Here is a 15,315-nt window from a genome sequence, read left to right on the forward strand (position 1 = left end):
ACCTTTTATCTTTCCTAAACATTGCTTGTGACTGTTGTTTTTTGTGTTTTGACATACTGATCAATTGCATTAGCTGCGATTTTCCCAGCGCCCATCGCTAAAATAACGGTGGCAGCACCTGTGACTATATCGCCCCCAGCAAAAACGCCAGGTATTGAGGTTGCTCCTGTTTTAGGATCAGCTTGAATGTAACCCCATTGGTTTAGTTCTATTTCTGGATATGTTGATAACAAGACGCGATTTGCCCCTTGGCCAATTGCCTCGATTACTGCATCAGCAGGAATGGTAAACGTGCTGTCTGGAACCGGTTCTGGCCGTCGTCTTCCAGACACATCTGGTTCACCTAAAACCATTTTGACACATTCAACACCGGCTAGATTTCCTTGTTGGTCATCTAAATAAGCAATTGGATTCGTTAACCAATAATAGTTAATTCCTTCTTCAAGGGAATGGTGGTATTCTTCAATTCTTGCTGGTAATTCTTCTAACGAACGACGATACACAATGTTCACATTTTCAGCGCCTAATCGTTTGGCTGAACGAGCGGCATCCATTGAAACATTCCCGCCGCCAATCACAACAACATTTTTAGCACGTTTAATCGGTGTATCATATTCTGGAAACTCATAGCTATGCATTAAATTGATTCGTGTTAAAAATTCACTAGAAGAATAAACCCCATTTAAACTAGTTCCTGGGATTCCCATAAAATTTGGTGCCCCTGCACCAACCGATAGATAACAGGCATCAAACTCTGACATTATTTCTTCCATCGTAATCGTTTTACCTACTACCACATTGGTTTCTATTGTTACACCTAAGGCTTCAATACTCGCAATTTCTTGTTTAACAATTTTTTTCGGTAATCGAAATTCAGGTATGCCATAGGTTAATACGCCACCAGCTTCATGAAGCGCTTCAAAAATAATTACTTCGTAGCCTAGCTTTGCCAAATCCCCCGCAACTGTTAACCCAGAAGGACCAGAACCGACCACTGCGATTTTCCCTTTTGTTGGTTCCGCTGTTTTCTTAGGAAACTTGTGATTTTCTAATGCCCAATCGGCAACTAAACGTTCTAATTTGCCAATTGCCACTGGTTCAAAGTTTTTGGCTTTCCCTAATTTACAAACTTGTTCACATTGTTTCTCTTGCGGACAAACGCGTCCACAAATAGCAGGTAAATTCGTATATTTACTTAAAATATCGGCTGCTTGTTCCATGTTTCCTTCACGAATAGCTAAAATAAATCCAGGAATATCAATCATCACGGGGCATTTAGCAATACAAGGTGCATTTTTACATTGTAAACAGCGAATCGCTTCTTCTTGCCCTTCTGCTAATGTATAGCCTAAGCAAACCTCTTCAAAATTATTCTTTCTGATAGTAGGTGCTTGTTCCGCAATCGGTGTTTTTATACGACTTTTTCTAGCCATTTTTCTCCACCTGCTCTTTCAAACGATCTGTAAAGCAAACTGCTTCTTCTTCCTGATATTGCTTCATTCGATTAATGAATTCATCCCAATTTACTTCATTGCCTTTAAACTCAGGTCCATCAACACAGGCAAATTTCATGGTGCCATCAACAGTGACCCGACAACCGCCACACATGCCTGTTCCGTCAATCATAATAGGATTCAAGGAAACATAAATTGGTAATTGATGTTTTTCAGCTGTCAAGGTACAAAATTTCATCATGATGCTGGGCCCAATCGCCCAACTGCACGCTACAGATTCACGTGCAATAACTTCTTCCATCGCTTCTGTTACTAAGCCCTTTTTACCTAATGAACCATCATCCGTTGTAATGATTAGCTCATCTGAATAACGACGGCATTCTTCTTGTAACAGAACTAACTCAGCTGTTCGTGCTCCCAAAATCGTAATCACTCGGTTGCCTGCTTCTTTTAAAGCCTTGATAATTGGATAAATAGCCGCGATACCAACCCCGCCACCGACAACCATCACCGTTCCATATTGCTTCACTTCTGTGGGCATACCTAAAGGTCCAGTGATATCCAACAAAGAGTCTGAAGTTTTAAGTTGGGAAAGTGCAGCTGTTGTCTTACCGATTACTTGGAAAATAATTCGAATACTGCCTGCTTGTGGATTTGTCTCCGCAATCGTTAAGGGGATCCGTTCTCCCTTTTCGTCAATTCTTAAAATAACAAACTGTCCAGCCTGAGCATGTGTCGCTATTCTTGGCGCTTCCAGCCAAAAATCAAATGTATTACTAGATAATTGAGTCGATTGAAGAATATTAAACATTGAAATACCTACCTTCATCGTTCCTTTTCATTCTGACTCCTACTTTCTTAAACCCTTAGGCAACGCTATCAGATAAAGTTGTGGCGACACTTTTAACAAATGTTTTTAGCATTTCGATGTCTTCTTCTTCTGCATTGTTTTCAATTTCAACTGTTTCAGCTACTTTTTTAGCACCAGCTTTTTCAAAAGCTCCTACAAAATCATGCGCTGATTTACAGAAAAATTCACCATATTCACGATCACCGGAGCCAACAACACCAAATGGCTTACCTGCTAAATCCTTCTCAGTTAATTCATCAAAGAAATCTTCAAATTCAAAAGGCAGTTCCCCATCACCATAAGTATACGTTGCGATAATACAAGCATCTGCATCATCAAAGAAGTCTACATCAACTTCTGAACATTCTTCACGTTCTACTTCAACTCCAGCTTCTTGAAACTGTTCTTCCAAAATCTCGGAAATTTCTTCTGTGTTTCCAGTCATACTTGCATAAACAATTTTTACTAGTGCCATCTTCATTCATTTCCTTTCTTTTTCCTAAATATTTCAATGCATTCAAATGCAATTGTAACCCCTTACATTAATCCTTAAAAAAATAACTTTTACAAATGATTTTATTCACAAACTAATCTAACTAAGTATGTACTCTTCCCCTTTCGAGATAGAGTATTTTTTACTACGTCTTTACTATACCACATTCCAAACCTTTTTAACAATATTTTTAAGGTAAAAAAAATATTATTTAGGTTCTTTTTTATAAAACGTTTTTCCTTCTTCCAATCATAAAAATTGCTTCTAAAACCGCTCCCCCTAATGCACGAGCTTTGTCGGAGATCGTCAAGCAATCGACTTTCTCAACTGGTCGAGGATCTACATCTGCACACTTCAACCCTTGATAACAGGTTACCTTTTCTGAAATCAATCCTCTCAAAGTCCCTGTCAGAGGCGAATAAACTGGAACCTGATCGATTAAAAATAATGCTTCCCCTTTCAACACGAGATCCCCTATGTTTTTAAGGTGGGTAACTTGTCCTGAAGCAGGGGCATGGACAACTCGTTCCGCACTTTTTCCGCCAATTTCACCTGGAATACCTGTATTAGGTAAAGCTGTTCCTTCAAAGTATAAACGTCCCAACCTATGTCCACGCATTGTCTCAATCACAACATCGACATCTTGCGGTGCTGAAAAGCCTGGTCCTAAAGCAATCGTAATCGGTGCCATTCCTCGATGCGTACCTAAATTTTTCTTAGCCAAAATCGCATCGATAACAATCAGTGGTTTCAATTGTTGAATAGCACTTGCTGTTTGATCGACAAAAACAGGCAGCTTATTTTGCTGCCAACATTTCGCGCAATCCTTTAATGAAGTAATTCGAACAGCAACCAAATCTTCCACTCTTTGTTCTTTCTGGAAAATAGCATCACAAACTGAAACAGTCCGCCGAATGGCCAAAGGACATTCTGTTTCTAATACTAGTATTTTAAAGCCAACGTGCCATAATTTTTGGATAACACCTGTCGCTAGATCGCCTCCTCCGCGAACAATCACTAATTTTTCTTGGATGTTTTGACTGATTTCTCCCATAAAATAAGTCCTTTCTCTAATTCCATATTGCAAGCAATAATCTTGTCTAATTTTTCAAAACAGCTTTTGGGTAATTGAAGACAGACATTCATCGCTTGAACGAACTCTCTTCGCGTATGGGTTTGATTTAAACATAAAATTCGTTGGCCTTGGCTCTCTTTAAACAATCCTTTTGGATGAGCAATCAGTTGAGCTAACAATGTTTCTGTGATTGGTTCTTGTAGTTGCGCATCGGTTAATTCCAAAAAAAGCGGCAACCGATGAATGGTCGTTACATCTATCTTTTGACCAATCACAGAAATCGGAAGCACACCAATTGTGGTGGTTGTTTCTTTTAATATCACGGGTTCATAAGAGGACCAGCCTTTCAAAGGTCGTTGTTTGGACCCATCCGCTTCTAAAAAAACTTTCGTGAAGTGCTGAAACAATGTTTGAAACGAGGTCATTGCAGGCATCGTTAGTTTTGTTTGGTTGTTGATAGCGGTTCCTGCTAAAGTGATTCCGCAGATATTCGGCGTTATTTTTTCAAAATGGTTTGTATAAAAATAATCATACAATTGACGTTGGGGAAACCCAATTTTTGTGGTTGTACTAACCAGAACAGCTTCCTTTCGATATGTTTTTGCTAGCGCCCACATTAAGCTTGTTTTCCCACCACTACCAACAATTGACACAATCTCCTTTCCTTGTAAATCAAAACACTTTTTTAAGGACTCCACAGTTGGTACCTCCTTTCCCCAAGGTCATTTTTCACAGAAAAAATAGAGGCTACGCGTACTTTTGCTTCTTCTAAAAAACATACACTGTGAGTTATTTCCGCTTCATTAATGAGTAAACCGATCCCACAGCCATCCGTCAATGATGGTGGCAAAGTAAAGACGCGAACAGCCACCTTTCTTGCCAACAGTACTTGTTCTGCCAGAACAGCATAATGTGTATTCGGAAAGGTTAGCAAATACTCCATCTTTTCACCTTCTTTTTTTGTTAAAGCGTAATTACTTTAGCCGCTTGATTCATTGTTTCAACAATTTCGTACATATTAGTAATAGAGCCGATAGCTAAGGTGTCTGTTAAATGATAAAAATCTAAACAGGCCCCACACGTTTGAATCGTGGTTCCCTTCTCCGCTAATTGTTGCAAATCAGCTAAGGTATTCGCTGCTTGATTCGTTAAAAACGCCCCTCGATTAAAGAATAATAGCTGTGTAGGAACAGTTTCTGCTTCTGATAATGATTGAAGATAACTTTTCATTAATAGTCGTCCTAGCTGCTCGTCTCCAGTACCTAATTGATCGGAGCCAATCGTAATTACTAAATCTGTTGCTGACTGACTTGTTTGTTGAGTCGCTTCTTCAGGTACCGTAATTTTGACAGAGAAAACCGTGGCTTCTATCTGCTTCGCAGTCAAAGTGGCCTGTTTTTTAGTAGCTAATTTTTTTAAATTTTCAATGGCTACTTCGTTATCGACTAATACCTCGATAGTGCCTCCAGCTAAACCTAACTCCGCCAAAGCTTTTTTTGTTTCAATCACAGGTATTGGGCAAGGTTTCCCCAATGCATCTACTAATTTCATATTTGGCCCTTCTCTCTATAAAAGTACTACTGCTTGTTGTTCTTTTGGCAGAACCTCGCCAATAATTTTGGCAACAGGGTCCTCTTTTTGAATAGCTGCTAAACAGGCTGCCGCTTCGTCAGCAGCGACACTAATTAACAGTCCGCCAGAAGTTTGTGGATCAAACAAAAGTTCTTGCATTTCCATAGAAATTTTTGAATAATCGATTGTCGTTCCGATTGTTTGGCGGTTTCTTTGCCCAGCTGCAGTGACTAAACATTCTGCGGCGTAGGCCAACGCTCCTGTAATGGTTGGTAATACTTCTGTATCAATCAGTAATGTTACCTGATTATCAGCCATTTCTTTTGCATGAATTAATAGACCAAACCCAGTCACATCAGTACAAGCATGTACTGCGTAGGATCGAGCATTCGCAGCGGCATATTTATTTAAACGTTCCATCGAATCTTGCGCGATTTTTTGTTCCGTCTGCTTCGCTAATTGCCCCCGAACAGCCGCTTGAATAATTCCTACACCTAATGCTTTAGTTAAAATCAAGACATCCCCCACCTGTGGCGTATTATTATGCCACAAATTTTCTGGATGAACTTCTCCAGTTACCGCTAAGCCATACTTGGGTTCATGGTCATAAATCGAATGACCTCCCGCCAGTAAAGCGCCCGCTTCCTTTAATTTTAAGCTGCCACCCAAGAGCATTTGTTCCAACCATTCTTTTGACATCTTTTGTGGAAAACAAACAAGATTTAGCGCATAAAGGACTGTTCCGCCCATGGCATAGACATCACTTAAAGCATTAGCGACCGCAATTTTTCCAAATGATAACGGATCATTGACCATTGGTGAAAAAAAATCAACCGTTGAAATCAAAGCTTTTTCAGGCGTTATTTGGTAAACAGCGGCGTCGTCGGCATGTTCAAATCCGACGAGTAGCCGCTCATTTGCCGGTGTTTCGGGTAAGTGTTGCAACAATTGGTTCAGTACACGGGATTCAATTTTTGACCCACAGCCACCTGATGTACATTGTGATAAAAAATCCATGCTGTCCGCTCCTTCTCAAATTAGTAGTTCTTGTAAAGCGTGAATTGTCCAAGTAATTTCTTCAGGCGTTGTCTGCCAACCAAAGCTAAAACGTAAGGTGCCAGTTGCTAAAGTCCCAGCTGTTTGATGGGCTAATGGTGCACAATGCAAACCTGCGCGCGTCATAATGCCATATTGTTCTGCTAGTTGCTGTGCCACTATTGTTTCTTCCTGATTCCACAGTGTGATAGAAACAACAGGGACAGTTTGTGCCACGTCCTTGGTTCCTAAAATTGTGACAGGTAACCCTGATAAACCATTTAAAAAATTCTGCATTAAGGTTCGTTCGTGCTTTTGAATCGCTGCTAAACCAATTTTATTCAACTCTTTAACAGAACTATTTAAGCTTAGAATACCTAAACTGTTTAACGTACCAGCTTCAAATTTATCTGGTAAAAAAGAGGGTTGATCAAAGGAATTAGAATGGCTACCAGTGCCGCCCGTTATCAGTGGTTTGACCGCTTCAGCCCCTCGCTCACTAAAAGCTAACCCACCAATACCTGCTAATCCATATAAGCTTTTATGTCCAGTAAAGGCTAACACATCAATGGCCATCTGAGTCATTTTTATTGGTAAAAATCCCGCCGTTTGAGCTGCATCCAAAACGGTTAATAATCCTTTCTGTTTGGCCCATTGAAAACATTCTTCAATGGGTAAAATGGTGCCTAAGACATTGGATGCGTGTGTCATCACCAAGGCTTTTGTATTCGTTCGCCAGGCTCGCTGAATATCTTCTACATCTAACAGACCCGTTTTTTGACAAGCAACATACGTCACTGAAATGCCTCGTTCTTTCTCAAGTAAGTGAAGCGGTCTAGCTACTGCATGATGTTCTAACATGGTCGTAATCACATGGTCGCCAGGTTGTAAAATCCCCGCTAATGCAAGATTTAAGGAAGTTGTTGCGTTATTCGTAAACGTAATCTGAGCCGCACTGGGTGCCTGAAAAAAGTCTGCTAACAATTGACGTGTCTCTAAAAGAGGAAGCCCCTCTCTAAGCAAAGGGGCATTTCTTCCGTAATTCATGAACTGATTTTCTGCTAAATAGGCAGTCAAAGCCTCAATGGTTGCTGGAAATTTTTTATAGGAAGTCGCTGCATAATTTAAATAAACCAAGTCCTTCATACGTTTTTCCTCTCTAACTATTGGTTTCTTGAATTAATTTTTGGTACTCTTCTGGCGTGTCGATATCTTTTAAACGGCCAGGAGTCGCTATTCTCAACATCTGAACTGCTTCTGGAAAGCGTTCATAAATCATGCGTCCGCCTGTTTCACCAGTCAATGTTAATAGTTCTTGTCGAAATTGATTACCGAATAATACTGGACTACTAGGACAACCATCTTTTTGTAATGGCACTATAATTTTATTTCTCTGACATTTATCTAACACGGGTTGTAGCATTTTAGGTGTTAACAATGGTTGATCACTAGGTAAGTATAAATAGCCAGCTCCCCGAGCTTGTTCAGTTCCTAAACGAATACTGCTACTTTGCCCTTCTTGCCATTGATGATTGAGAATCAACTGAATGTTCTTAGGTAAAGGAAACGCTGGCTGATTCTCAGGCGAAACAACTAAAATCCGTTCTAATACGTCTAATTGATTCACTAAGGTTAACGTGTGCTCTAAAAATGTTTTTCCTTGATATTTTAAGAACAATTTATTTTGGCCCATCCGTTGTGAATTGCCCGATGCTAGAATAATGACACTAACGAGTGACATGAGTTGTCTCCTTTTATCTTTTTTTCTTTTGATAAGGGGTATTTTCTAAAGGCAGACTTGGTCGGAGCTGACCATCCAAGGCAAAATATGCGCCTGCTAAAGCTGGTGCGGTAGGGATCGTTGCTAACTCACCTACGCCTTTAATTCCATAAGCTAAACCTTCGTGAAGATTGTCAGCATGAACCAAAATTGTTTCAATTGGTGGTACTTGAGTGGCGTTCACTAATCCTAGCGTTGCATATTTTGCTTTAACATAGCCTTCTTCTAAGGCAAATTTTTCAGTTAAAGCATACCCCATGCCCATCGCAATCCCACCTTCAATTTGACCTTCAGCAGCTCGTGGATTCACCACTTGCCCCATATCATACGCAGCCACAAATTTAGCTACTTTTCCTTTGTCATCTAGAATAGCTACTTCAGCAGCATAACCATAACCAGCATGACTAACTGGACTTTTTTTATCATTAATTAACGGATCCGTTTTCGCTGAATATTCCCCATAAAATTCTTCACCTTCCAAATCACTTAAAGCACGTCCCATATCAAGCTCATACCGTAATTGCATTGCCGCTCTTCTAGTAGCTTCTCCTGTGAAGAGTGACTGCCTCGAAGCCGTTGTTGTTCCTGAATTCGGCGTTCTTCTCGTATCAGGTGCTTCCGCAACAATCATTTCTGGTGGTAAATTTAATGTTTCACAGGCAATTTGCGTCGTAACGGTTGCCATCCCTTGACCGATACAAGCAGCACTTGTGCGGACATGTATTTTTCCTTCTTCAACAGAAATAATACAACGCCCTGTATCAGGTAGCCCCACACCCACGCCACTATTTTTAAAGAAACTAGAAATTCCAGCAACTTCCGCTTGTTCATAGACGTCTTTAACCGCTAACAAGGCTTCTTTTAACGCCGCATTTTTCGAGACCAATTGTCCATTCGGTAAAGTATCTCCTGGGGCGACGGCATTTTTAAAGCGTATTTCCCATGGTGATAGTCCGACTTTTTCTGCTAACAAGTTTAAATTACTTTCAATTGCAAAAGCCGTTTGGCAAACACCAAATCCGCGAAATGCACCTGCTGGCGGATTATTAGTATATACAGCAAACCCTTCCACATCAATCGTTTGATACTTGTAGGGACCTGCCGCATGTGTACAAGCCCGTTGCAATACCGGTCCTCCTAAAGAAGCATAGGCCCCAGTATCCGCATAAATCACTGCTTTCATTGCAGTTAAATTGCCTTCTTCATCACAGCCGGTCGTAAAGTCCATTTCCATGCCATGGCGTTTGGGATGAACCATCAAACTTTCTTCACGGCTTAGCAGTACTTTTACTGGTTTCTTCAATAACCAAGCGGCTAAGGATGCATGATGCTGAACACTCATGTCTTCTTTTCCACCAAAACCACCACCAACAAGTTTTGATTGAACATGAATTTTTTCCTTGTCTAGTCCTAACATCCGAGCCACTTCCCGTTGTTCATCATAGATACTTTGACCCGCACTAAAGAGTAAAATGCCCTCACCTTCAGGCTGTGCAATCGCACACTCGGGTTCCATAAAGGCATGTTCGTTAATTGGTACGGAATAATGTTCTGACACTACAAACGCAGAATTTGCTAACACTTCCTCTGCATTGCCACGTACCAAGTGTTCATGAGACAAGATATTGCCCTTTTCATGAATAGCTGGTGCACCTTCTGCTAAAGCAGCTTCACAAGAAGTAAGCGGTATCATTTCTTCGTAATCAACTTCCACTAAATTTTTTATCTCTGGTAAGGTTTCTTTTCTTTTTGAAACAACGAGTGCCACTGCATCCCCAATGTACCGTGTTATTTCTCCTTCTGGAATCATTACATCCCAATCGGAAATAAATTCTAAATGACCAATTTTATTATTTCCTGGAACGTCTTTAGCTGTGAACACAGCCACACAGTCAGGATGCGCCAATGCTTGGGTACTATCGATTGATAGAACTTTTGCGCGAGGATAGGCACTCCGTAAAGCAGATGCATGAAGCATTCCTTCTATGTCAATGTCATCTACATAAATCCCTGTTCCTAAGGTTTTCTCCACTGCATCGACCCGTTGGAAGTCTTCCCCTAATTTACCATTTGAATGTTCTTCTGTAATGCTCGTTTCTTCACAAAACATTTTAGCTGCTAACTGAATGGCTTCTATTATTTTCACATATCCTGTACAACGACAAATGTTTCCTCGTATAGCTTTCTGAATGTCTTCTTTTGTGGGTTCGGGTTTCTTGTTCAATAATCCTTGTGCCGAAATAACCATCCCAGGGATGCAATACCCGCACTGAACTGCACCCGTTTTTGCGAACGCATAGGCATAGACATCTTTTTGCCGTTGGCTTAAACCTTCGATTGTCGTGACTTCTTTACCAGCTAATTTTTCTAGAGTAAACAAACATGCTTTGGAAGCCTTTCCATTTACTAACACCGTACATGCACCGCAAGAGCCTTGGTTACAGCCATCTTTTGTTCCAGTTAGGCCCAGATCCTCCCGCAAAAAGTCCATTAATTTTTTGTTTGTTTCACAGGTTTCACTTTGACCATTTACAATAATTGAATACATTTCTTGCACCTCGATTTCTGATATAGTTTAGTGTTCAATCACCTAGATTATACCACAAATCTTCGTTCTAAAAATTATTTTTTAGCAAAAAAACTTTTTTATTTAACTTGAAGATCCTCATTATTGATAGCGCTGTTGAATTAATTCTCCCGCGATGCTAATCGCTAACTCTTCTGGTGTTTCGGCTGCAATATCTAAGCCAATTGGCATGAAAATTCTTTCAATTTCAGTCATTGTATAACCGACCTCTTTTAACCGTCGAACTTGTGAAGCAATTTTGTGTTTGCTCCCCATCACACCAATATATTTGGCTGGTGTTTCCAATAACTGTTTGGCAACGATGAAATCAAAATTGTGTCCTCTGGTAATCACTATACCATAATCGTCCGCCGTTATTTCAATAAACGCAGCTAAATTTTCTAAAGGAATCACCCGTAGTTCTTCAGCTTGTGGAAAAGCTTGTGCCGTCAAAAATTCTGGACGATCGTCCACTACAACGCAATAAAACGATAAATAGTTTAAAATAGGTACCAATGCGCGTGCGACATGACCACTTCCAAAAATATACACTTTCCCTACTTGGAGGATCGCTTCTGTTAAAAAAATTATGTCCTCTTTTTGCTCACAATGGATACCTTTAGGTAGCAAACTTAATTCCCCCTCCCAAGAAGTGGAACCAATCAATTCGCCTGTTTCACTATAAAAGGATACTTTTCCTAAATTGTTTTGATCTAGTTCAGTCACTAACCAACCTTGTTGGTTATTTTGAAAATGCGTTTCTATGGATTCACACAACTCCTTTAAAAATGGCGTTTCCCATGAAAGATAATGGAAAAAAATCGTGACATTCCCGCCACAGACCATACCTAAATCAGCAATATTATTCGGGGCTAAAATAAATTGACGTTGTGCATTTTCTTTCTCAAGAAGTAGCTTTTTTGCCACTTGTTCAGCCTGAAATTCAACCGCCCCACCACCAACAGTTCCGGCTATTCTACCTTCGGCGGAAACCAGCATTCTAGCCCCTTGACTTCGTGGTGTGGATCCTGAACTTGTACCAATCGTTAATAACATCGTGTCTTGCTTTTCCAATATTGCCTGTTTCAAACGCTGAAATACTTCTCTCATTTCAGTTCCTCCGATACTACATCCTGTTCTTTAAAGATTTCTTCAAAACATGCCTCTACCTGTTGATACACTTTTTTCTCAAATAAAAGATATTGATCAATCAACTCTTTTCCTTGATCCGTAACAATTGACCCGCCACCATTACAACCACCAACACTTTTGATAATTAATGGAAAAGATAGCTCTTCTTCAGCTACCCGCACAATCCGCCATGCCTTATTATAAGACATTTTCATCTCTTTTGCCGCTAAGTTTAGTGACCCAGTTTGCTGAATTTTTTGTAAAACTTCGACAACGCCAGGACCAAAAAAGTTCCGATCTGTTTTTAATTTTAAGTTTAGGGAATACGTAAACATCTTCTCCTCCTTTATTCGTTCATTTTTTTATAGATAACGTAAGGGAAAAAGGATACGAAAGCTTACTCACTTTCGTATCAAAAAAAGCAATCTTCACTCAAGTGCTACGCGCTTTTTTGGTTTTAAAATGACATTTAAAAGGACTGCTACCAAAGTGGTTAAGATAACTTCCGAATTACCGAAAATCGTTGTTACCCAAGTTGGAAAACCAGCTAAGCTTCCAGTAGACAATGTGACACCAATTCCAAATGCTAGAGCTGTTCCGACAACCCCAGTATTTCGAGGAGTCATTTCCTGCGAAGCAATCATCCGAATACCTGTCATAGAAATAGAAGCAAAAACTGAAATCGTTGCGCCACCAATTACCGCGTAAGGAATCGTAGTTAATAACGCAGCTACTTTCGGAACAAAACCAGCAATTAATAATATAACTGAAGCGAAAACCAGAACATACTTATTAATCACTTTTGTTACCGTAACCAGACCAACATTTTGTCCAAAAGTTGCCACTGGGATTGATCCAAATAAACTGCCAATAAAGTTAGTGAAACCACTCCCCATAATTCCGCCAGATAATTCTTCATCCGTTGCATCCCGATCCATTGCCCCAACCGTTGTTGCTGTAAATTGGCCGATGGCTTGAACAGCATCAACAATAAACATCACCACAAGCGTAAAGATTGGTACCAATTGAAAATCCAGTCCAAAGTGAAACGGGGTAATTACCTGAACGATTTTAGCATTTTGAACTGGCTCAAAACTAACCATCCCTAAAGCTAAAGAAATCAAATAGCCAATAACCATTCCGTTTAAAATTGCTGATAACTTCAAAAATCCTTTTGCAAAATAATTGAAGTAAAAGACAATCGCAAAGGTTAATAATGCAACTAACCAATTCCGGGCTGAACCAAAATCAGCACTACCAGCTCCTCCTGCCATATACTTAATCGCAACTGGAAACAAGGATAGTCCAATGCTTAAAATAACCGTTCCTGTTACTAAAGGCGGAAACAACACACGGATTTTTTTAATGAACAAACCAACAATAATAACAAGAATACTGCCAACTAATTGGGAACCAAAAATTGCTGCAATCCCAAAATCAGCTCCGATGGCCATCAAAATCGGTACATACGCAAAACTTGCCCCCATCATAACTGGTAACCGTGAACCCACTTTTCCAAAAATAGGGAAAAGTTGAATTAACGTTGCAACTGCTGAAAAAATCAATGATGTTTGAATCAAAATAGTCGTATCACTAGGACTTAATTGACAAACTTTGGCAATCATGATTCCCGGTGTGACAATCCCTACTACTGCTGCGACAACGTGTTGCAATCCCATCGGAATTGCTTCAGAAATTGATAGTTTCGCATCATATTCAAATAATGCTTGCTCTTTTTTTTCATTCATAGGATCGTTTCCTTCTTCTTTTTATTCTAAAAGGATTGTTCCCCTTAATCAATAAAGAATGCAATCCTTTTTCCCTCAGAAACATCTTAAAAATTATCCTTTGACAGCAACTGCTTCAATTTCAAATAAACCATCTTTTGGCAACTTGGCTACTTCTACACAAGAACGTGCAGGCAAAACTTCTGAAAAGTAATTCCCATAGATTTCGTTAATTTTGCTAAAATCAGACATATGTTGTAAAAACACCGTTGTTTTCACAACATTATCATAGGTCATCTCGACCTCTTTTAAAATCGAACCTAAATTGATAAAAGCTTGTTTTGCTTGTTCTTCCACTGTAGTCTTCATTTCGCCCGATTGCGGATCTAATCCTAGTTGTCCAGAAATGTACAACGTATTTCCCGCTAAGACAGAATGTGAATAAGGTCCTACAGCAGCTGGTGCCTGTGCAGAATTAATCATTTTGTTTGTCATCGTTTTCCTCCATTCTATGATTCTTTATTTTCAATTAAAGTCCCTGTTTTTCCAGATAATCCTTCTTTGGCTTTTTCTAATAACGTAATCAATGTTTTTCGACCTGGCTTAGATTCAGCAAACTTAATCGCTGCTTCAACTTTTGGTAACATTGAACCTGGAGCAAACTGACCTTCTTGCGCATATTGTTTCATTTTTTCTGTTGAAACATTCCCTAAGGCTTCTTGATTTTCTTTACCAAAATTAATACAAACTTTTTCAACTGCTGTTAAAATCACGAGCAGATCAGCATCCACTTGTTCAGCCAGTCGTTCACTACAAAAATCTTTGTCGATGACTGCATTGACACCTTTTAGTCGGTTCCCTTCTTGAATGACTGGGATGCCACCACCGCCGCCAGCAATGACTGTTTGGCCAGCATCAACCAATGTTTGAATCGTGAGAAGTTCGACAATATTTTTTGGTTTAGGAGAAGCGACGACTTGGCGATAACCACGGCCAGCATCTTCCATCACTTGTATATTTTTTTCTTTGACTAATTGTTCTGCTTCTTCTTTTGTCATGAAGCGACCAATTGGTTTCGTTGGTTTTTTGAACGCCGGATCATTTTCATCCACGACCACTTGAGTGACTACGGTGGTGACGGCTTTACTTATATTTCGTTGACGCAACTCTTCTTGTAGCGCATTCTCTAAATCATAGCCAATGTAACTTTGACTCATGGCTACGCACATGGATAACGGAACAACTGGATATTGTGGATTATTAAAGGAAAATTCTTCCATAGCTAATTGAATCATCCCCACTTGAGGACCATTGCCATGAGATAAAATAACTTCATATCCTGCTTCAATCAAATCTGCAATCGCTTTGGAGGTCTGTTTTACGGCAGTCATCTGCTCCGTCAAATTATTTCCTAAAGCATTGCCACCTAAAGCTACTACGACGCGTTTGCCCATTGCTTCACCTCATTTTCTGTTTTATAAAAAGGACGATGCTTTTTCTTTTTCACAACGAGTTTTCGTATTAACTGTCTGTTGTCGTTGCATGAAGTCAACGCACATGACTAAGCGTTCTTGACTCGAGACAATCACACATTCATGAATAGACTTGGGAAGGTCTTATTTGTTCATGTTG

16 protein-coding genes are annotated in these 15,315 nt (G+C 39.8%); all 16 read right to left on the bottom strand.

The window, feature by feature from the left end:
- Positions 1-14 precede the first annotated feature (14 nt).
- The 16 genes from gltA to arcC all read right to left on the bottom strand — a co-directional run bounded on the left by gltA (position 15) and on the right by arcC (position 15,137).
- On the bottom strand, positions 15-1,433 hold the full coding sequence (gene gltA, locus IGK72_RS10185; RefSeq protein WP_165548613.1) for an NADPH-dependent glutamate synthase: 1,419 nt from the start codon (positions 1,431-1,433) through the stop codon (positions 15-17).
- Positions 1,426-2,283, bottom strand: coding sequence for a sulfide/dihydroorotate dehydrogenase-like FAD/NAD-binding protein (locus IGK72_RS10190; RefSeq protein WP_002365019.1), 858 nt, complete (start codon positions 2,281-2,283; stop codon positions 1,426-1,428). The genes gltA and IGK72_RS10190 overlap by 8 nt, the downstream gene beginning before the upstream one ends.
- Before the next feature lie 37 nt (positions 2,284-2,320).
- The gene (locus tag IGK72_RS10195; protein ID WP_002382673.1) at positions 2,321-2,785 is read right to left on the bottom strand and encodes a flavodoxin; all 465 of its coding nucleotides are present in this window, start codon (positions 2,783-2,785) and stop codon (positions 2,321-2,323) included.
- Positions 2,786-3,020: 235 nt separating this feature from the next.
- Positions 3,021-3,851, bottom strand: coding sequence for a selenium-dependent molybdenum cofactor biosynthesis protein YqeB (gene yqeB / locus IGK72_RS10200; protein ID WP_002356611.1), 831 nt, complete (start codon positions 3,849-3,851; stop codon positions 3,021-3,023).
- On the bottom strand, positions 3,815-4,570 hold the full coding sequence (gene yqeC / locus IGK72_RS10205; RefSeq protein ID WP_002356605.1) for a selenium cofactor biosynthesis protein YqeC: 756 nt from the start codon (positions 4,568-4,570) through the stop codon (positions 3,815-3,817). The genes yqeB and yqeC overlap by 37 nt, the downstream gene beginning before the upstream one ends.
- Positions 4,558-4,815: a DUF3343 domain-containing protein gene (locus tag IGK72_RS10210; protein ID WP_002356603.1), complete on the bottom strand. Its 258-nt coding sequence runs from the start codon at positions 4,813-4,815 to the stop codon at positions 4,558-4,560. Before IGK72_RS10210 ends, yqeC begins: the two co-directional genes overlap by 13 nt.
- A 20-nt stretch (positions 4,816-4,835) precedes the next feature.
- A complete protein-coding gene (yedF, locus tag IGK72_RS10215) occupies positions 4,836-5,423 on the bottom strand; it encodes a sulfurtransferase-like selenium metabolism protein YedF (protein WP_002356602.1) in 588 nt (195 codons plus the stop codon).
- Positions 5,424-5,438: 15 nt separating this feature from the next.
- Positions 5,439-6,461 (bottom strand): selenide, water dikinase SelD, encoded by a 1,023-nt coding sequence (gene selD / locus IGK72_RS10220; RefSeq protein ID WP_165548615.1) that lies wholly within the window; start codon positions 6,459-6,461, stop codon positions 5,439-5,441.
- A 15-nt stretch (positions 6,462-6,476) separates the two neighbouring features.
- Positions 6,477-7,625 carry a selenocysteine lyase SclA gene (sclA, locus tag IGK72_RS10225; protein WP_023894475.1) on the bottom strand — a complete coding sequence of 383 codons (1,149 nt, stop codon included), beginning with the start codon at positions 7,623-7,625 and terminating at the stop codon, positions 6,477-6,479.
- 13 nt (positions 7,626-7,638) lie between these two features.
- Positions 7,639-8,220 carry a molybdenum cofactor cytidylyltransferase gene (gene mocA, locus IGK72_RS10230; RefSeq protein ID WP_002362594.1) on the bottom strand — a complete coding sequence of 194 codons (582 nt, stop codon included), beginning with the start codon at positions 8,218-8,220 and terminating at the stop codon, positions 7,639-7,641.
- 13 nt (positions 8,221-8,233) lie between these two features.
- Entirely contained in the window at positions 8,234-10,807 is a 2,574-nt protein-coding gene (gene xdh, locus IGK72_RS10235) for a selenium-dependent xanthine dehydrogenase (RefSeq protein WP_165548617.1), read from the bottom strand.
- Between the two features lie 120 nt (positions 10,808-10,927).
- Positions 10,928-11,935: an XdhC family protein gene (locus IGK72_RS10240; protein WP_002397107.1), complete on the bottom strand. Its 1,008-nt coding sequence runs from the start codon at positions 11,933-11,935 to the stop codon at positions 10,928-10,930.
- A complete protein-coding gene (locus IGK72_RS10245; protein ID WP_002356595.1) occupies positions 11,932-12,291 on the bottom strand; it encodes a winged helix-turn-helix domain-containing protein in 360 nt (119 codons plus the stop codon). Before IGK72_RS10245 ends, IGK72_RS10240 begins: the two co-directional genes overlap by 4 nt.
- A 93-nt stretch (positions 12,292-12,384) precedes the next feature.
- Positions 12,385-13,704: a nucleobase:cation symporter-2 family protein gene (locus IGK72_RS10250; protein ID WP_002356594.1), complete on the bottom strand. Its 1,320-nt coding sequence runs from the start codon at positions 13,702-13,704 to the stop codon at positions 12,385-12,387.
- A gap of 93 nt (positions 13,705-13,797) precedes the next feature.
- The gene (locus IGK72_RS10255; RefSeq protein ID WP_002362244.1) at positions 13,798-14,178 is read right to left on the bottom strand and encodes a RidA family protein; all 381 of its coding nucleotides are present in this window, start codon (positions 14,176-14,178) and stop codon (positions 13,798-13,800) included.
- A gap of 14 nt (positions 14,179-14,192) precedes the next feature.
- Entirely contained in the window at positions 14,193-15,137 is a 945-nt protein-coding gene (arcC, locus tag IGK72_RS10260; protein ID WP_002367131.1) for a carbamate kinase, read from the bottom strand.
- Positions 15,138-15,315 lie beyond the last annotated feature (178 nt).

The sequence above is a fragment of the Enterococcus sp. DIV0183 genome (assembly GCF_050541505.1).
GTDB classification, from domain to species: Bacteria; Bacillota; Bacilli; order Lactobacillales; family Enterococcaceae; genus Enterococcus; species Enterococcus faecalis.